15 protein-coding genes are annotated in these 17,877 nt (G+C 64.7%); 8 read left to right on the forward strand and 7 right to left on the reverse strand.

Translation table 11 applies throughout. From position 1 onward, the window contains the following. Positions 1-5: 5 nt before the first annotated feature. Positions 6-2,204, reverse strand: coding sequence for a TonB-dependent receptor (locus QOL57_RS16670; RefSeq protein WP_244900594.1), 2,199 nt, complete (start codon positions 2,202-2,204; stop codon positions 6-8). Positions 2,205-2,351: 147 nt separating this feature from the next. Between QOL57_RS16670 and QOL57_RS16675 the strand changes: the two genes are divergently transcribed. Then, entirely contained in the window at positions 2,352-3,755 is a 1,404-nt protein-coding gene (locus QOL57_RS16675; RefSeq protein ID WP_089235714.1) for a GntP family permease, read from the forward strand. An 87-nt stretch (positions 3,756-3,842) separates the two neighbouring features. Further along, on the forward strand, positions 3,843-4,847 hold the full coding sequence (locus QOL57_RS16680; protein WP_089235713.1) for a PHB depolymerase family esterase: 1,005 nt from the start codon (positions 3,843-3,845) through the stop codon (positions 4,845-4,847). 118 nt (positions 4,848-4,965) lie between these two features. Here QOL57_RS16680 and QOL57_RS16685 read toward each other — a convergent pair whose 3' ends face one another. From QOL57_RS16685 to msuE, 3 genes are read right to left on the reverse strand one after another with little or no spacing between them, the layout of a single operon-like run. Continuing rightward, on the reverse strand, positions 4,966-6,006 hold the full coding sequence (locus QOL57_RS16685) for a methionine synthase (RefSeq protein WP_089235712.1): 1,041 nt from the start codon (positions 6,004-6,006) through the stop codon (positions 4,966-4,968). A gap of 40 nt (positions 6,007-6,046) precedes the next feature. Continuing rightward, complete coding sequence (locus QOL57_RS16690; protein WP_089235711.1) at positions 6,047-7,024, reverse strand: DUF1852 domain-containing protein; 978 nt, start codon at positions 7,022-7,024, stop codon at positions 6,047-6,049. A gap of 57 nt (positions 7,025-7,081) precedes the next feature. Then, positions 7,082-7,663: an FMN reductase gene (msuE, locus tag QOL57_RS16695; RefSeq protein ID WP_089235710.1), complete on the reverse strand. Its 582-nt coding sequence runs from the start codon at positions 7,661-7,663 to the stop codon at positions 7,082-7,084. A gap of 176 nt (positions 7,664-7,839) precedes the next feature. Here msuE and QOL57_RS16700 point away from each other — a divergent pair, with 176 nt between their 5' ends. Next, positions 7,840-8,751 carry a LysR family transcriptional regulator gene (locus QOL57_RS16700; protein ID WP_089235709.1) on the forward strand — a complete coding sequence of 304 codons (912 nt, stop codon included), beginning with the start codon at positions 7,840-7,842 and terminating at the stop codon, positions 8,749-8,751. After that, positions 8,751-9,659 (forward strand): methylenetetrahydrofolate reductase, encoded by a 909-nt coding sequence (locus QOL57_RS16705; RefSeq protein WP_089235708.1) that lies wholly within the window; start codon positions 8,751-8,753, stop codon positions 9,657-9,659. The genes QOL57_RS16700 and QOL57_RS16705 overlap by 1 nt, the downstream gene beginning before the upstream one ends. On the opposite strand, the gene QOL57_RS16710 is transcribed toward QOL57_RS16705, so the two are convergent. From QOL57_RS16710 to QOL57_RS16720, 3 genes are all read right to left on the reverse strand, one after another. Then, positions 9,610-10,542, reverse strand: a complete 933-nt coding sequence (locus QOL57_RS16710) for an ABC transporter six-transmembrane domain-containing protein (protein WP_089235707.1) — start codon at positions 10,540-10,542, stop codon at positions 9,610-9,612. The two genes, QOL57_RS16705 and QOL57_RS16710, sit on opposite strands and share 50 nt — an antisense overlap. 130 nt (positions 10,543-10,672) lie before the next feature. Further along, positions 10,673-11,749, reverse strand: coding sequence for an ATP-binding protein (locus tag QOL57_RS16715; RefSeq protein ID WP_089235706.1), 1,077 nt, complete (start codon positions 11,747-11,749; stop codon positions 10,673-10,675). A 3-nt stretch (positions 11,750-11,752) separates the two neighbouring features. Further along, on the reverse strand, positions 11,753-12,469 hold the full coding sequence (locus tag QOL57_RS16720; RefSeq protein ID WP_089235705.1) for a response regulator: 717 nt from the start codon (positions 12,467-12,469) through the stop codon (positions 11,753-11,755). Between the two features lie 236 nt (positions 12,470-12,705). On the opposite strand from QOL57_RS16720, the gene QOL57_RS16725 reads away from it, so the two are divergent. From QOL57_RS16725 to QOL57_RS16740, 4 genes are all read left to right on the forward strand, one after another. Continuing rightward, positions 12,706-13,887, forward strand: coding sequence for an efflux RND transporter periplasmic adaptor subunit (locus tag QOL57_RS16725; protein WP_089237942.1), 1,182 nt, complete (start codon positions 12,706-12,708; stop codon positions 13,885-13,887). Between the two features lie 2 nt (positions 13,888-13,889). Then, entirely contained in the window at positions 13,890-15,833 is a 1,944-nt protein-coding gene (locus QOL57_RS16730) for a MacB family efflux pump subunit (protein WP_089235704.1), read from the forward strand. 153 nt (positions 15,834-15,986) lie between these two features. Continuing rightward, a complete protein-coding gene (locus QOL57_RS16735) occupies positions 15,987-17,120 on the forward strand; it encodes a serine hydrolase domain-containing protein (RefSeq protein WP_244900591.1) in 1,134 nt (377 codons plus the stop codon). 70 nt (positions 17,121-17,190) lie between these two features. After that, positions 17,191-17,772: a hypothetical protein gene (locus tag QOL57_RS16740; RefSeq protein WP_089235702.1), complete on the forward strand. Its 582-nt coding sequence runs from the start codon at positions 17,191-17,193 to the stop codon at positions 17,770-17,772. Positions 17,773-17,877 lie beyond the last annotated feature (105 nt).

Below are 17,877 nucleotides of genomic sequence, written 5' to 3' on the forward strand. Positions count from 1 at the left end.
GCTTCCTAGAAATCGTAACGGACGCTGAGGCTATATTGGCGCGGCGGCCCATAGAAACCAATCAGCGTGCCGACCGCCGGAATGTTGTAGCCGGTGGTGCGGTATTCCTTGTCGGCCAGGTTGGTGCCCTGCAGCGAGAAGGTCCAGGCGTCGTCGAGCTTCCAGATCACACCGGCATTGACCAGCCCGTATCCGTCCTGGCGGATCACCGGGCTCAGATCGGTGGTCGGCCACACTTCGCTCTGGTAGCTGTAGCTCACCCGCGCGGACAGGTTGCTGCCATTGGCCAGGTCGGTGCGGTACTCCACGTTCAACGCGCCCGAGAAGTCCGGTGCGTTGGTGAACTTCATCTGCTTGGCCACGTTGACGCCACGATCCATGTATTCGTCATACTTGGCGTCCAGCCAGGCCAGGTTGCCGGAGATCAGCCAGTGCTGGCTGGGCAGGTACTGGTACTCGATTTCCAGGCCGTTGATGGTGCCGGCGCCGGCATTGGTGAAGTCGCCGAAGAAGGAATCGTCGACGCCATCGCCATTGGTATCGATGCCGGTGAACACCGACAGCTGGATGTCCTTGTACTTGTTGTGGAACGCCGACAGGTTCAGGAACAGGCGCTGGTCGAGGAAGGCCATCTTGCTGCCGATCTCGAAGCTGTCCACGGTCTCGTCATCGAACGGTTCGGCCGAGCGCGGCACCGCGACGGCATTGGCGCGGATGTTGTAGCCGCCGGACTTGAAGCCTCGTGTGGCCAGCCCGTAGACCATGATGTCCGGGGTGATCTGGTAGTCCAGCGACACCTTCGGCGAGACGTTCTTGAAGTTGGTCTTCTTGTCGAAATCCGCCGCCACCGCGATGGGTCTGCTGAAGGTCGCGTCGGCGTAGAAGCGGTTCAACACGACTGCGCGCTTGTCCTCGTCGGTGTAGCGGGCGCCGACGTCCAGCTTCAGCTTGCTGGTCAGGTCGAAGGTCCAATCGGCATACAGCGCGATGCTGTCGGTCAGCACCTTGCCGCGGGTGTCGCCGAACTGCAGGTTGAAGAAGTTGTTGCGGATCTGGCCGCCGGCTTCGCCACTGAACTGGTACAGGCCGACCACGCCGCGCACGCGTCCGCCGGCATCGTAGTTCAGCTGCACCTCGTTGCTGACCTGGTCGTCGTGGTAAGTGCCACCCACATCGGCCAGCTTGACCGGCGTGCTGTCGAAATCGATGTTCGCATCGCTGTCCGATTCGCGCTTGGCCACCACGTACTTCAGTGCGACATCTTCGCTGGGCCGCCAGTTCACCGTGGCCGAGGCACCCTTGGTCTCCACGCTGTTGAGGTTGCGCATGCCCGAGCGGATATCGTAGCGGTCATCCATCGGCGGGTAGGCGCGCACGAACGGGTTGGGCGCCAGCATCTTCGAACCGCGCATGCCGGACTGGTCATCGATCCAGTCCAGGGCGAACTGCACGTCGAAATCGTCACCCGCATACGCACCCAGGTTGAAGCGTGCCGCATTGATCTGCTTGTCACTCACCGGCTGGTCGGTGAAGGTGTTTTCGCCGAAGCCGTCACGATTCATGCTGGCCACTGCCACGCGGGCGCGCAGACCGCTATCGGCGCCACCGATCGGGCCGCCGATGGCCGCCTTGGCGTCCAATTGGCTGTAGTTGCCCACGGTGATCTGGGCAAAGCCTTCTGTCTGGGTGGGCAGGCCGCGCGAGATGTACTTGATCGCACCGCCGATGGTGTTCTTGCCGTACAGCGTGCCCTGCGGGCCGCGCAGAACTTCGATGCGCGAGACGTCGAACACGTCCAGCAACGCCCCCTGCGGGCGGGCAATGTAGACGTCGTCCAGGTAGATGCCTACGCCTGGGTCAGCGCCCCAGGTGGGATCGGACTGGCCGACGCCGCGGATGTAGGCAGTGACCGTGCTGCTGGCTCCGCGCGCCGCGTAGATGGTCAGGTTGGGCACCTGTCCATCCAGGTCGCTGATGTCCTGGACGTTCATCTTGTCGAGGGCTTCGGAGGTAAAGGCAGTGACCGCAACCGGCACCTCCTGCAGGGTTTCCTCGCGCTTGCGCGCGGTCACCGTGATGCTGTCCAGGTTGGTCGCCGAAGCGGTCCTGCCCGCCGTCGGCGTGCCCTGCGGTGCTTCCTGCGCCAGAACCGGCCCGGTGGCCAACAGCGTGCCGATCATCAGGCTCAAGCAATTCCGTTTCATTCGGTCCTCCCCCAAGGCAGATGGCCCATTGCCACCCATGCAGCCTAGGCTAGCGGCACCGTGGGGGCACCGGCGAGTGGACCTAGGTCCAGTCGGCAGCGGTCGCCAGATCCGGATACTGGGCGCGTCCCCACCTGGAAGCGCCGTATGTCGTTACTGATCGTACTTGCAGCGCTGGCCTTCCTCATTCTGGTGGCATACCGCGGTTACAGCGTGATCCTGTTCGCGCCCATCGCCGCACTGGGTGCTGTGCTGCTGACCGACCCCTCGCTGGTGGCACCGATGTTCACCGGCTTGTTCATGGACAAGATGGTCGGCTTCCTCAAGCTCTATTTCCCGGTATTCCTGCTGGGCGCGGTGTTCGGCAAGCTGATCGAACTGTCCGGCTTCTCCCGCTCCATCGTGGGGGCTGCGATCCGGTTGTTCGGACCGCAGCGGGCAATGCTGTCGATCGTGCTGGTGTCGGGCCTGCTGACCTATGGCGGCGTGTCCTTGTTCGTGGTGGTGTTCGCGGTGTATCCGTTCGCGGCCGAGATGTTCCGCCAGAGCAACATCCCCAAGCGCCTGATTCCGGCCACGCTGGCGGTGGGCGGCTTCAGCTTCACCATGGACGCGCTGCCGGGAACGCCGCAGATCCAGAACATCATTCCAACCACGTTCTTCGGCACCGATACCTGGGCGGCACCCGTGCTGGGCACGCTTGGCGGCATCTTCGTGTTGGCGGTTGGCATGGCCTACCTCGAGTGGCGCCGTCGCGTTGCGCTGCGCAACGGCGAAGGCTACGGCGATCCGGCCACCCTGGTGAACGAGCCCACACCGTTCGCCGGCACCCACCTGGCACATGCGGGCATTGCCGTGCTGCCGCTGCTGCTGGTGTTCGTCTCCAACAAGCTGTTCACCCTCGGCATGCCGCACTGGTACGGCGCTGAGCACAGCTTCGTACCGTCGATCATGGGCAGCGCCGCGCCCGTGGTACAGGACGTGGCGAAGATCACCGCAATCTGGGCCGTGCTGGGTGCGCTGCTGGTTGGCATCCTGTCGGTGCTGGCGCTGGCCTGGCGCCCGGTGGTCACCCAGTTTGCAGAGGGCACCAAGGCGGCGATCGGTGGTGCAGTGCTGGCCGCCATGAACACCGCCTCGGAATATGGCTTCGGCGCGGTCATCGCCGCGTTGCCGGGTTTCATGGTGGTGGCCAACCCGCTGGGCTCCATCAAGGATCCGTTGCTGCACGAAGCGGTGACCGTCACCGGCCTGGCCGGCGTCACCGGCTCGGCGTCGGGCGGCATGAGCATCGCCCTCGCGGCAATGTCGGAGACCTTCATTGCCAACGCGCAGGCTGCCGGCATCCCGATGGAGGTGCTGCATCGTGTTGCCGCGATGGCCTCCGGTGGCATGGACAGCCTGCCGCACAACGGTGCGGTCATCACCCTGCTGATGGTGACCGGGCTGACCCACCGCCAGGCCTACAAGGACATTTTCGCAGTGACCGTCATCAAGACCCTCGCGGTGTTCGTGGTGATCGGCATCTACTACGCCACCGGCTGGGTTTGACAGCGGCGTCGCAGCACCCTCTGGAAGGTCGGTCCACGAGGATTTCCGGTACCACTTCATCCACGACTCACGCATGAGGATCTGGTCATGAAATCTGGAATCGATTCAATCAAGGCGCTGATGCTGCTGCTGTGCACCTGGCTGGCCACGACGGGTGCCGCATCTGCGGCAGACTCACCCGGGCATTGGGATGTTGACCTGTACGGCAATCTGTTCGGTGCCCGCGAGTACCAGGTATGGGTACCCGCTGGCTACGACGAAACGCAGCCACTGCCCCTGTTGCTGGTGCTGCACGGCTGCGTGACCGGGCCGAACCTGATGGGCGAGGCCTCCGGCTTCAACGAGGTGGCCGATACCGAAGGCTTCATCGTGGTCTACCCGCGGCAGAACGTAACCTCCAACCCGGCACGCTGCTGGAACTGGCAGTTGCCGATCAACCAGGCGCGCGACAGCGGTGAAGCCTCGATCCTGGCCGGCATCGTGGACAAGGTGAAGGCGGGCTACAGCATCGATCCGCATCGGGTCTACGTCACCGGTATTTCCGCCGGCGGGGCGATGACCTCGATCATGCTGGCCTGCTATTCGGATGTGTTTGCTGCGGGCGCGATCCACTCCGGTGGCATGTACAAGGGCGCGACCACGATCTCCGGCAGCGCCTACGCGCTGTTGGCCGGCAGTATCTACTCACCGGACAGCAACGGGCGGCTGGCCTGGCAGTGCTCGGGTTCGCCGTCACCGCGACCGATCCCGGTGCTGGTGTTCCATGGCACCGCCGACGCTACGGTGAACCCGGTGAATGGACAGCAGGCCGTGCGCCAGTTCCTGCAGACCAATGACCTGGCCGACGATGGCCTGGACAACGACTCGGTGAAGCATGTGCCGACCAACACTTTCCACGGACAGGTGCCGGGTGGGCGTGCCTACACGGTCGACACCTACACCTACGGTGGCAGGACGCTGGTCCAGCATTACGTGGTGCAGGGCATGGGGCATGCCTGGAGCGGCAGCCAGTCCGGGTTGCCGTTCACCGATCCCAAGGGGCCGGATGCCACGCTGATCACGTGGCTGTTCCTGAAGGATCAACAGCGCTGAGTGTGGAGCGCAGGAGTGGGGGAGGCGGCGCCAGTGCGGGAGTGGAGGGCTCCCGCACTGGCGCGCGGCCTTTGCCTGATGGAGTCGGGCGCGTTCGACAGCATGCGCCCCGTCCCGCTCAGCCCTGTGCCAGAAGCTCCTCGCGGATGATCTGTGCACCTGCGCTGAGCGCCCGCAGCTTGCCCCGTGCCACATCACGCGACAGCGGCGCCATGCCGCAGTTGGTGCTGGGGTAGAGCTTGTCGGCATCCACGAACTGCAGGGCCTTGCGCAGGGTGTTGGCCACGCCTTCCGGCGTTTCAACCGTATTGGAGGCTACGTCGATGGCACCGACCATCACCTTCTTGCCGCGCACCAGCTCGATCAGGTCAATCGGCACGTGCGAGTTGTGGCACTCCAGCGAGATGATGTCGATGCTGGAGGTCTGCAGCTTCGGGAATGATTCTTCATACTGGCGCCATTCCGAACCCAGCGTCTGCTTCCAGTCGGTGTTGGCCTTGATGCCATAGCCATAGCAGATATGCACCGCGGTTTCGCACTTGAGCCCTTCGACCGCGCGCTCCAGGGCCGCTACACCCCAATCGTTCACTTCGTCGAAGAACACGTTGAACGCCGGCTCATCGAACTGGATGATGTCCACGCCAGCCGCCTCCAGCTCCTTCGCTTCCTCGTTGAGGATCTTCGCAAACTCCCAAGCCAGTTTTTCGCGGCTCTTGTAGTGCGCGTCATACAGGGTGTCGATCATGGTCATCGGGCCCGGCAGTGCCCATTTGATCGGCTGCGTGGTCTGCCTGCGCAGGAACTTCGCATCTTCTACAAATACGGGCTTCGGGCGGCTGACAGCGCTCACCACGGTGGGCACACTGGCGTCGTAGCGGTTGCGGATGCGGACGGTTTCCCGCTTCTCGAAATCGACACCACTGAGGTGTTCGATGAATGTGGTGACGAAATGCTGCCGTGTCTGCTCGCCATCACTGACGATGTCGATGCCGGCATGCTGCTGTTCCTGCAGGGACAGGCGCAGGGCGTCCTGCTTGCCTTCATTCAGCGCTTCATCCTGCAGTTTCCAGGGTGACCAGAGCTTCTCGGGCTCCGCCAGCCAGGAGGGCTTGGGCAGGCTGCCGGCGGTGGAGGTGGGGAGCAGTTTCTTCGTCGACATTGCGTCTTGTGTCCTGGGGGGCGAATGGAAAATCGATGGATCAGCGGGCAGCCCACTGCTCAAGCACGGCGCGATGCGGCTTGATGAAGTGCTCTTCAGTGAACTTTCCCTGCTTGACCGCGAGCTGGCTGCGCTCCTCGCGGTCGTAGACGATGCGGGTGGAGGAGTAGTCCTGATGCTTCAGGCTGGGCTGGTAGACCTTGCCGGCCACGGAATTGGCGTTGTAGATCTCGGGGCGGTAGATCTTCTGGAAGGCTTCCATCGTGCTGATGGTGCCGATCAGTTCCAGGTTCGAGTAATCGCCCAGCAGGTCGCCCTGGAAGTAGATCGCCAGCGGCGCGACGCTGCCCGGCGGCATGAAGTAGCGCACCTTCAGCCCCATCTTGTCGAAGTACTGGTCGGTGGGGGAGGGCTCGCCTTGCCGGTACTCCACGCCCAGGATGGGATGGTGGTTCTCGGTGCGGTGGTAAGTCTTGCTGCTGGAGACACTGATGCAGATGACAGGCGCCTTGCTGAAGTTCGCACGGTAGGCCTCCGACTCCAGGAAGTGCTGGAACAGCTTGCCGTGCAGGTCGCCAAATCCGTCGGGAATGCCGAAGGTGGCTTTGCCCTCGTTGCTGGCCGGGAGTACCACGCTGAAATCGTAGTCGCGGACATAGGACGAGAAATTGTTGCCGACAATGCCTTCGGTGCGCGTACCGGTGAGGGTGTCGGCGATGGTCGGCCGCAGCACCTCGATCAACGGGAACGTATCGCCGCCGTCGCCGCCATCGATGTGCATCTCCACGGAGATGATGTCCAGCTCGACGACGTAGCGGTCCGCGCTCGGGTTGTCCCAGTGCGCGAGGTCATTGAAGCGGTTGTTGATCATGCCGAGCGTGTTGCGCAGGTTTTCCTGGCGCGATTCGCCGCGCGCCAGGTTGGCGAAGTTGGTGGTGATGCGCGTGCCGTCAGCGGGCTGGTAATCCTCGTTGAAAGGAATACGGGTGATGCTGAAGGTGAAGTTGTTGGTCGTCATTGGCGGCGTTCCGGTTTGCGGGGTGACATCCGAATGCAGGTCGATGGCAGTCGGTGTTCAGAGAGCGGCAGCGGCCACAAGGGAAACAGGTGCTGCGCGATGGGAGAGGGCAAGCAACGGCATTGCCCGCTGTACCGCCAGGCGCGCCCGCTGGATCAGCGCCTCGTCGTGTACGCGGCCGTCGGCGAAATCACGGTCGGTCGCGTAGACGCCCAAGGGCAGGGTGCGTGCCTGGAAGAAGCTGAAGAGCGGGCGCAGCTGGTGGTCGATCATCAGTGCGTGGCGCTCGCTGCCGCCGGTGGCGGCCAGCAGGATGGGGGTATCGACCAGCGCGTCCTGGTCGATGAAGTCGAAGAAGTGCTTGAACAGGCCGGTGTACGAGCCGCGGTAGACCGGCGAGGCCACCACCAGTACATCGGCCTGCTCGACAGCGGCCAACTGCCGCTCCACGGTCTCGGGCAACTGCGAGCGCCAGAGCGCACCGGCCAACTGCGGCGCCAGTTCACCCAGTTCAATCAGGTGCTGATCGCAGGGCACGCCTTCGCCGATCAGGTCCAGCAGGTGCTCAGCCAGGGCCGCGGCCCTTGAGGGGCGCTGCAGCCCGCCGGAAACGGCGACGATACGGAGGGGGCGGGTCATCTCTTCGCTTTCAGCAGGGGAGGGGCTCCTTCGGGATGATCTGCAGGGGCGCAGTCCTGAAGGCCGGCGGGGTGACCGGGCTGGCAGGCATCCAAAGGCATGAACCGATGCTAGCCAGCCCTTCCCATGACGTAAAATGGTATTACTTCACCAATCCATGAGTGAGATTCATCGTCATGTTGGAGCGGATCCATCTCAGCATCGTGCAGCAGGTCGAACAGCAAGGCTCGCTGACCGCTGCCGCAGGCGTGCTCAACCTGACCCAGTCAGCCCTGAGCCACAGCATGAAGAAGCTGGAGCAGCAGCTGGGCACCAACGTCTGGCTGCGCGAAGGCCGCAGCCTGCGCCTGACCCAGGCGGGCCAGTACCTGCTGGCGGTGGCCAACCGGGTGCTGCCGCAGCTGGACCTGGCCGAGGAACGGCTGGGCCAGTTCGCGCAGGGCGAGCGCGGCGCCTTGCGTATCGGTATGGAATGCCATCCCTGTTATCAGTGGCTACTGAAGATCGTCTCGCCCTATCTGGCCGCCTGGCCGGACGTGGATGTGGACGTCAAGCAGAAGTTCCAGTTCGGGGGGATCGGCGCGCTGTTCGGCTATGAAATCGACCTGCTGGTTACCCCCGACCCGCTGCTGAAGCCGGGCCTGAAGTTCGTTCCCGTCTTCGACTACGAACAGGTGCTGGTCGTGGCAAAGGGCCACGCGCTGGCCAAGGTGGACCACGTAAAGCCGCGCCAGCTCAGCCAGGAAGTGCTGATCAGCTACCCGGTGCCGTTCGAGCGCCTGGACATCTACAACCAGTTCCTGCTGCCGGCCGGGGTCACGCCACGGCGCCACAAGACCATCGAAACCACCGACATCATGATGCAGATGGTGGCCAGCGGCCGCGGTGTGGCCGCCATGCCGCGCTGGCTGGTGGAGGAGTATGCCGTCCGCATGCACGTGGTGCCGGTGCGTCTGGGGGTGCGTGGTATTCCCAAGCAGATCTATCTGGGTGCGCGCGAGGCGGATACCGGCATCGATTACCTGCAGGCGTTTGTCGAGCTGGCCCGGAACAGTTCCCCCATCGCTGGCAACGGGCAAGCAGGTTGATGTCAGCACGCCCTTCACCGCACGCCGCGGCCTTCATCAATGCCTTCTCGCTGGAGGTCGGCGCGAAGGCCATTCCGGCGCTACGCGCGGAGGCCGCCCGCATAGCCCCGGGCACGACGATTTCCATTCCCTACCTGCCAAGCGAGGACGACGCTGGCCGACTGGCTGCAGCACGCACGGTGCGCGAACTGGGTTTCGAGCCGATGCCACACCTTTCGGCGCGCCGCATCGGCTCGCGGGCGGCGCTTCAGCTCTTCATCGACCGTGCCGTCATCGACGCCGGCGTCGAGCGCTGTCTGCTGATCGCCGGGGATCTCTCCACGCCTGCTGGACCGTTCGCCGACAGTGCATCGATCATCGAGAGCGGTGTCCTCGAGCGCGCCGGCATCAAGGTCGTGGGCGTCGGCGGGCATCCGCAAGGTCATCCGGTGATGAGCAGCGCCGATCGGTGGCGCGTGCTTGAACGCAAGTGCCAACGCATCGAAGCGCGAGGCATGGCGCCGCTTGTCATCACCCAGTTCGCATTCGATGCCGATGTCGTGCTGACCTGGTTGAATGAACTGCGCGCCCGTGGCATCACCCATCCGGTGCTGGTCGGCGTTCCCGGGCCCGCCAGCATCGCGCGGCTTGTACGCTATGCGGCAATGTGCGGCGTAGCTGCAAGCACCTCGATGCTGTCCCGCTACGGCATCTCGATCGGCCGCCTGCTGGGCAGGGCTGGGCCGGATGTGTTCGTGGATCGCCTGGTGGACGGGTTGACCGAAGCCCATGGGCAGGTCAGCGCTCATCTGTTTCCCTTCGGCGGTATCGCACAATCCATGGAATGGGTGGAGCACTACCGGATGCGCGAGGGCGAGCTCATGGCCCAGGACGGGCGCTGTCCTCCGCATCCTCCATCCCCGGGCTGACGCGGCGGCCGATGTCCTTCAGCCGGGCCAGCTGGTCGACCATCGACGGTGCATCGTCGAGGCTGCCGACAAAGGTCCACAGGTAGGTCATCACCGCATAGACGTGGCCCGGGGTCACGCCATCGGTTGTGGCCAGGCGGCCAATGGTCAAGGCGAACAGCACCGCGGCCGCCGCGCCGACCACCACGAAGGCACTGGCTTCGCGATCTGACAGCAGAATGCGCAGCCGCGACAGCGTGGCGTAGTGACGGCGCAGCACCGATGGGCTGACCCGGTCGACCAGCCGGATTTCATGCTCCAGCCGATTGTTCAGGCGGCCATGCAACTGCTCGTTGCGGCGAGCGAACGAGGGCAACAACAGCAGCGCACCGAGCAGGGCAATGAGGCTGGCCGCGCCAACCAGGGGTTCGATCGCCAGCAGCATCGCCGCCGCGCCGAACATGGAGACCAGCGCCGTAGCGATGATCGGCACGTGCTTCTCGAAGAAGTCGACGAACTCGCGGGCCAGTACCACGCGCGCCGCCGAGGTGGAGGTGGCCTGGCCAAGGCGCCGCTGTGCCTGCACCACATTCACCGCCAGATCGGCATAGATGCGGGTGAAGGTGCGGGTATCGACAGCACGGCGGGCGGCGCCCACCAGCCAGAACAACAGCACCACGCCTGCGTAGGAAATGGCATGGCCGACGTTGCCACGGATGATCGCATCCACCGCGAAACCGGCGAACAGCGGATAGGCCAACAGCAGCGCATTCTCCAGCGCCACCAGCGAGAAGGTTCCGGTGAGCTGCCAGGGATAGGTGCGCAGGATGGCTTTCAACGTGGCGGCCGCATTCTGCTGGCCGATGCTGCCGGCTGCAGCAGCCGGATCGTGTGGGTGCTTCATGGGAACCTGGGCGGATCGAGGGTGGGGCAGGGGATGGACGAAGGCTTCCCCCCGGCCGCACCCAGTATCGGCAGCGCCTTGGAGCGGGGATGGAGGAACGATGGAGATCGCGTGGAGAAACCGGCGGCGTTCAGCGACGGGCGTGCACCGGCCAGCGGATCTCGAACACAGTGCCGCCACGCCCGCTCGGCCGGCACTGTGCCGTTCCGCGATGGGCCACGGCGATCGCGCGCACAACGGCCAGGCCGAGCCCGGAACCGCCACTCTGCCGCGACCGCGACACATCGGTGCGCTGGAAGGCATCGAAGATGCTGTCGCGCAGTTCATCCGGCACGCCGGGCCCGCCGTCGTCCACGTTCACGGCGCAGTGCCCCTCGGCCAGCTTCACATATACCCGCAGTGGACAAGGGGTAGCGTGCCGGCGCGCGTTTTCCAGCAAGGCCAGTACCGCCTGGCGGATGCGTGCCGGATCGCAGTCCGCCAGCGCGGCGCGCGCCTCCAGCGTCACTGAAAAGCCACTCTCGGCCAGGGCGTCGGACATCGCCTCCACTACCGCAGCCACCTGCACGCTGACGTCGCTGCGCTGCAGGCGCAGGTCCAGATGACCACTCTCGGCCAGGCTCACCACCCGCAGGTCTTCGATGATGCGGGTCAGGCCTTCCAGCTGGGTCAGCATGCTGGTGAACTGCTCCAGCCGTGGCTCGAACACACCGTCGGCGATGCCCTGCAGACGACCGCGCAGAATGGTCATCGGTGTACGCAGTTCGTGCGCGATGGCCGCGTTCCAGAACACCCGGTTCTGCGACATGCGGCTCAGCCGCTCGGCCATGGAATTGAAGTCGCTCACCAGCGTGGCCGCTTCGGTCATCGAGGTGTGGTCGCCGCGCGCACGTGCATCCAGATCGCCGCTGGCCACGCGGCGCAGGCTTTCGGCCACCGAGTTCAAGGGCGTGATGATGCGCCAGGTGAGGCGCGAAGCGATCAGCGAAGCCAATACGATGACCACGGTGGCAGTGAGGCCGATCCACAGCCATTCCAGCCCCGACGGAAGCATCGTCTGCGGCGTGTCGTACCAGCGCGGGTAGAAGACTTCCATCAGGTAATAGAACAGATAGAAGCCGGCAATCGACAGTACCGTCGAACACAGCGATGCCACCACGATCGAAAGCGTGATCTGGCGGCCGATGCTTTTGCCTTTGGTGGTCATCCGTCAGCCCAGCAGCCGGTAGCCGACGCCGCGGATGGTCGCCGGAATGCCGCGCACACCCACATCCTCCAGCTTGCGGCGCAGCTTGCTCACGTGGCTGTCCACCGTACGCTCCTGGGCGTCGCCCTCGGGCAGGCAGGCGTGCAGCAGATCGGCACGTGCATGTACCAGGCGCGGCGCACGGGCCATGTGCACCAGCAGGCGGAATTCAGTGAGGGTGACAGTCAACGCATGTCCCTGGCCTTCGACATGGACCGTCACATCGTGGCTGCGCAGATCGATCTCGAACGGCCCTTGGCGGATCACGCCGTTGGGCACATCGGCCCCGGAAGGCGCGCTACGGCGCAGCACCGCCTGGATGCGCGCGACGATCTCGGCCGGGTTGAAGGGCTTGGCGACATAGTCATCGGCGCCCACGCGCAGGCCGGTCAGCTTGTCCAGGTCCTGGTCGAGTGCCGTAAGCATGATGACCGGGGTGTTGCCGCGCCGGCGCAGTTCGCTCAGCACCTGCCAGCCATCTTTCCTGGGCATCTGTACATCCAGCAGCACCAGGTCGGGGCGCAGCTGGTGATGGCTCGCCAGCGCCGCCTCGCCATCGCTGGCCCTGACACTGCGCATTCCGGAACGCGCAAGGTAGGCGCCGAGGATATCGGCGATTTCGCCTTCATCTTCGGCAATCAGGATCAAAGGCATCTGCTGGGTGCGGATATCGCGCTTCATTGCAGGCAGGGGGCGGAAGAACCCGGCGAGGCTAGCGTCCCTTGATGGAGACCCGGTCGAGATTGTGTCGAGATTGTGTGGACACGCGCCGAAGGGTTCAGCGGCGGGTGGTGCACCTGAACGCAGGCCCCGGCTCCATGCGATCTCCACACTGGCTCCAGGAAACCTCCAACTACGGCTCCCAGACTGAGGCCTGGGCGGTCGCGATGGGTGACCGCAAGCAGCCGGACATCTCGATGAAAACCCGCAAGACTCTGATCATCGCCGCCGCCGTGGCCGTCCTGGCGGGCGGTGTCGGCTGGTGGGCGTTCGCCGATGGCGATGATGGCACCCTGATCACCGCACCGGCAAGGGTGGCTGATCTGGAGAAGACCGTGCAGGCGGTGGGCCGGGTCAATCCGAAGGAACTGGTGGCGGTCGGCGCGCAGGTGTCCGGGCAGGTCAAGCGCCTGCACGTGGTGCTGGGCCAGCGCGTGCACGCCGGCGACCTGATCGCCGAGGTCGACTCGCAACCGCAGCGTATCGCCCTGCGCAGTGCCGAGGCGTCCACCAATGCGCTGCGCGCGCAGCAGACCGCCAGCCAGGCCCGCTATGTGCAGGCCAGTCGCATGCATGAGCGCCAGTCACAGCTGGTGGCATCGCGGCTGGTCTCGCAGGAGGGCTTCGAGGCCGCGCGAGTGGCACGCGACGCGGCACGCTCGGAAGTGGCGGCATTGCAGGCACAGATCGACCAGGCGGTGACCCAGGTGGAAACGGCCCGGATCAACCTGGGCTATACGCGCATTCTCTCGCCGACCGACGGCTACATCGTCGCCATCGTCACCAAGGCTGGGCAGACACTGAACTCCATGCAGACCACGCCGACCATCGTGATGCTGGCACAGATGGACACGATGACCGTACGTGCCGAGATCGCCGAGGCCGACGTGGAACTGATCGCACCTGGCCAGCCGTTGTGGTTTTCGACGCTGGGGCCGAGCGGACGGCGCTACGAATCCCACCTGCAGCAGCTGGAGCCCGCGCCGTCCTCGATTGCCGACGCGGTTTCGGCCGCTACCGGCAGCTCGGCGCAGACACCAAAGGCGGTGTACTACGCGGGCCTGTTCGATGTGGCCAACCCTGGCCTGAAGCTGAAGCCTTCAATGACCGTGAAGGTGACGCTGCAGCTGGCCCGGGCCAGCAACGCACTGCAGGTGCCGTTGACCGCACTGACCGGGTCGGACAGTGACGACGACAATCGCGGCAGCGTGCGCGTGGTTGATGCCAAGGGGCGCGCCCACGAGCGCGCGGTGACCACCGGCCTGCGCACTGCCACCGCCGTGCAGATCCTGTCCGGCCTGCGGGTTGGGGAGAACGTGGTGGTCGGCCAGGCCCCCAGTGGTGGCGAGCCGCAGGCCAGCAGCCTGCTGGGGATGTGAGCATGACCCACGCGCTGCTTGAACTGCATGGCGTATCGCGCGCCTACCTTACTGCCGCCGGTGAAGTGGTGGTGCTGAAGAACGTATCGCTGCGCATCGACGCCGGCGAGTTCATCGCCATCATCGGCCCGTCGGGTTCGGGCAAGTCAACGCTGATGAACATCCTGGGCTGTCTGGACCGCCCCACCCAAGGCAGCTACTGCGTAGACGGCGCGGCCACCGAGCAGATGTCGCCGGACGAGCTGGCGCGCCTGCGTCGCGAGCACTTTGGCTTCATCTTCCAGCGCTACAACCTGATGGAGAATCTGAGCGCCACTGAGAATGTCGCGTTGCCAGCGATCTACGCAGGCGTGGATGCCTCAACGCGCACGGCGCGGGCACGCGTACTGCTGGAAACGCTGGGGCTGGGCGAGCGTACCGGCAACCGGCCGAGCCAGCTGTCCGGCGGCCAACAGCAGCGCGTGTCCATCGCCCGTGCGTTGATGAACGGCGGCGCCATCGTGCTGGCCGACGAGCCCACCGGCGCGCTGGACCATGTCAGCGGCCAACAGGTGATGGCCGAGCTGAAACGCCTGCATGCGCAGGGCCACACGGTCATCCTGGTGACACACGATGCATCGGTTGCTGCCCACGCGGCACGGGTAATCGAGATCGCCGACGGCCGCGTCGTGGCTGATCGCGGTGCGGGTGGGTGCGTGGCCGCGCTTGCCAGATCCGGGCCCGAGCGCGGCCAGTCGTCGCGTGCCGAGCGGCGTGCTCGACTGGATGGCGTACGCGAGGTTGCGCACATGGCAGTGCGCTCGATGCTGGCCCATCGCCTGCGCACGTTGCTGACCATGCTCGGCATCATCATCGGCGTGGCCGCCGTGGTCACCGTGGTGGCACTGGGCAAAGGCGCACAGGCGCAGGTGGAATCACAGATCAACGAGCTTGGCGCCAGCACACTGGAGATCTTCCCGGGCGCCGATTTCGGTGACCCGCGTTCGGCGGAAATCGAAACGCTGGTGGTCGCTGATGCCGACCATCTGGCCGCACTCAGCTACGTGGACAGCGTCAGCCCGTCCTTGAGCGGCTCGGTGGCCGCGCTGCAGGGCAGCCGACGCGCCAACACGCAGGTGATGGGCGTTGGCGCAGATATGCCGCGCGTACGCGGCCTGCGCTTGAAGGCTGGGCGCTTCTTCACCGATGCTGAAGTGGACGCGCACCGCGCAGTGGGCGTGGTCGACCAGAAGGCCGCCACCGCACTGTTCAGCGGAAGCCCGATCGGCAGCACGGTACTGCTGGGCGGCATGCCGGTAGAGGTGATCGGCGTGGTCGGTGCCAGCGCCTTTGCCGGCGGTGCAACGCCCACTGTCTATGTGCCGTATACCTCGGCATCCTCGCGCCTGCTGGGCAGCCAGCGGCTGGAGAGCATCATCGTGCGTGTGCGCGACAACGTCTCCACCACCGCAGCCGAAGCCTCCTTGGTCGCCGAACTGCAGTTGCGGCACGGCCGTCGCGACTTCTTCATCTACAACGCCGACCAGATCCGCAAGGCGGTCATGAAGTCCAGCCAGACCATGGCCGCACTGGTGTCGGCCATCGCCGCCGTGGCCTTGATAGTGGGTGGGGTAGGGGTGATGAACATCATGCTGGTCTCGGTAAAGGAGCGCGTGCGCGAGATTGGCGTGCGCCTGGCGGTGGGCGCGCGGCAGGGTGACATCCTGCGCCAGTTCCTGATCGAAGCAGTGCTGATCTGTCTCTTCGGCGGCGTACTCGGCGTGCTGCTGGCCTTCAGCGCGGGTGCGTTGTCCAGCCTGTTGTCGCTGGGCATGCCGTTCCTGTTTACCGCCGCGCCGGTGCTGGCCGCACTGGCGTGTTCGTCGGCCATAGGCCTGGGCTTCGGCTACTTCCCGGCGCGTAGTGCCGCACAGCTGGACCCGATCCAGGCGCTGGCGGCGGAGTAGGGTGCGAGCCTGCCCAGCCATGAGAACAGGCACAGGCGTGGGCCTTGGCCATCGGCTATCTTAAGGCCCCATTCCGCTCCTCCCTTCAAGCGGCGACGCATGCATGCGACTTCGATGAGTGTCCGAAACAGGCGATGGCTCAGCTGCCTCCTGGTGTTCGCCGCGCTGTTGGTTGCAGGCTGCGCCAGCGAAACGGCTCCAACAAAGGATCTGGGGGAGGAGATCGATGACGTTGCCGGGACGCTGATCCGGCAGCCGTTGCTTCATTCAACCTCGATCGGCGTCGTGTACCGGGGCAAGGAATTCATCCGTCATCGCGGCGACATGGAAACCGGCAAGCCAGGCCTGCCGACCGATGCGACGCTCTACGAGATCGGTTCGTTGAGCAAGACCCTGGCGGGCACCCTGATGGCCAATGCCGTCCTGGAACACAAGGTGGGTCTGGACGACGATGTTCGACAGTACCTGCAGGGGGACTATCCGAACCTGCAGTACAAGGGCGAGCCTATCCGCGTCCGCCATCTGTTGTCGCACACCAGCGGCCTGCCGAACATGTTGCCGGAGCGTGCGAACACGGTGCTGGCGGACTTCACCGATCATCGTACGCCCGGCGAGCTCAACGCCATCTACGCGCACTACGGCAAGGCTGACTTCTTCAAGGATCTGCACACCGTCGAGATTGGCCAGGCGCCCGGCAAGGATTACGCGTACTCCAGTGCAGGCACCGAGCTGACGGCGCATATCCTGGAAACCGTCTATAAGAGCGACTACGAATCACTGCTGCGCCGATTCTTTGGCGATTCCGCGGCAATGACCGGCGTCAAGCTCAAACTGAGCGACGACGAGGCGCCGCAGCTTGCCGTCGGCTATCACAGCGACAGCCCGGTACCGACCACGCCGATGCCGCAGTTGCCGTGGGGCGCATCCGGGAACGTAAAGGCGACTGTCCCGGAGATGGTGAAGTACCTCAGGTTCCAGCTGGCCAACGGGCCCGTAGTAAAGGAATCGCATCGGCCCTTGGTCAAATTCGATTCCGAGTTCAGCATCGGCTACTTCTGGAACATCGTCGCCGGCGATCAGCTGAAGGGCGTCTACTACGCCCACCATGGTGGCGTGCCCCGTTCGCAGTGCTACATCTACATCATGCCGAAGTACGATCTTGGCATCTTCGTCATCACCAACCAGAGCGGTGACCAGACTGCGCGCGCCATGCAGACGGCGATCGATACGCTGGTCGAGAAGATCGCCGCGCGGGAGGCTGCCGCTGGCAGTGAAGTTTCCCGATAGAGACTGTACTTCCCGTCCGTCCGGTGTAGTGCCGAATGGTGTTGGCACCCCCAGGCAGGAGCATTTCGCGTTGATCACCCGTACGTTGAACAGCGTTCTGTTGTTCGCAGGCCTGGCACTTGCCATGGCGCCCACCGCGACAGCAGCAGAATCGATCCACAAGACCGTTCCCAAACAGGAAGACATCGATCGAGCGCTGGCGTTCGTGTCGTGCAAGGCGGATCACACCGCATTCCGGACCTTGGCCAATCAGGTGCGCGGTATCGCAACCAGCGGGAAGTCATCGGCTGGCTGGGAGTCGATCGCCGGCAAAGGTGGCGGTTACAGCAACGCACTGGGCGACATGCCCGGTGTTGTCGCGGAAATGCAGCTTCCAGCACCGCTTCTTGTCTTCGGTCATCCGTCCACACGGTTGATACTGACGCGCAGTTCCGTGGTGGCTGTCTTTGATGAAGCCATTGCTGCGGACCTCACCAAGGCCCTGTCCCTCGACGCACCGGAGACACAGGGCGCCCCCGCAGGAATGCGCGTGGTGCAGTCAGCACTGGAAGCGCAGGGCGATGGCATCGAAGTGATGGCACTGGTGGCACAGCGCATCGACGCCGACCCGACGCCGATCGCCGTGGCCGGGTGCCTGTACTTCACCCGGTAGGGCTCGGCGCCCCCTGCCGCCAATCAGGCGAACGATTGGGGCCTTGTAGATCCACGTGCAGCGACATGGTTGATCGCGCGTCCATCACCCGTGTTGATGTGTTCG

Source organism: Stenotrophomonas sp. yr243 (assembly GCF_900184195.1).
Lineage (GTDB): Bacteria > Pseudomonadota > Gammaproteobacteria > Xanthomonadales > Xanthomonadaceae > Stenotrophomonas > Stenotrophomonas lactitubi.

Bases quoted from the DNA above. Each gene is read 5' to 3' on its own strand.
- QOL57_RS16670 (WP_244900594.1), bottom strand. From the start codon at position 2,204: ATGAAACGGAATTGCTTGAGCCTGATGATCGGCACGCTGTTGGCCACC.
- QOL57_RS16675 (WP_089235714.1), top strand. From the start codon at position 2,352: ATGTCGTTACTGATCGTACTTGCAGCGCTGGCCTTCCTCATTCTGGTG.
- QOL57_RS16680 (WP_089235713.1), top strand. From the start codon at position 3,843: ATGAAATCTGGAATCGATTCAATCAAGGCGCTGATGCTGCTGCTGTGC.
- QOL57_RS16685 (WP_089235712.1), bottom strand. From the start codon at position 6,006: ATGTCGACGAAGAAACTGCTCCCCACCTCCACCGCCGGCAGCCTGCCC.
- QOL57_RS16690 (WP_089235711.1), bottom strand. From the start codon at position 7,024: ATGACGACCAACAACTTCACCTTCAGCATCACCCGTATTCCTTTCAAC.
- msuE (WP_089235710.1), bottom strand. From the start codon at position 7,663: ATGACCCGCCCCCTCCGTATCGTCGCCGTTTCCGGCGGGCTGCAGCGC.
- QOL57_RS16700 (WP_089235709.1), top strand. From the start codon at position 7,840: ATGTTGGAGCGGATCCATCTCAGCATCGTGCAGCAGGTCGAACAGCAA.
- QOL57_RS16705 (WP_089235708.1), top strand. From the start codon at position 8,751: ATGTCAGCACGCCCTTCACCGCACGCCGCGGCCTTCATCAATGCCTTC.
- QOL57_RS16710 (WP_089235707.1), bottom strand. From the start codon at position 10,542: ATGAAGCACCCACACGATCCGGCTGCTGCAGCCGGCAGCATCGGCCAG.
- QOL57_RS16715 (WP_089235706.1), bottom strand. From the start codon at position 11,749: ATGACCACCAAAGGCAAAAGCATCGGCCGCCAGATCACGCTTTCGATC.
- QOL57_RS16720 (WP_089235705.1), bottom strand. From the start codon at position 12,469: ATGAAGCGCGATATCCGCACCCAGCAGATGCCTTTGATCCTGATTGCC.
- QOL57_RS16725 (WP_089237942.1), top strand. From the start codon at position 12,706: ATGAAAACCCGCAAGACTCTGATCATCGCCGCCGCCGTGGCCGTCCTG.
- QOL57_RS16730 (WP_089235704.1), top strand. From the start codon at position 13,890: ATGACCCACGCGCTGCTTGAACTGCATGGCGTATCGCGCGCCTACCTT.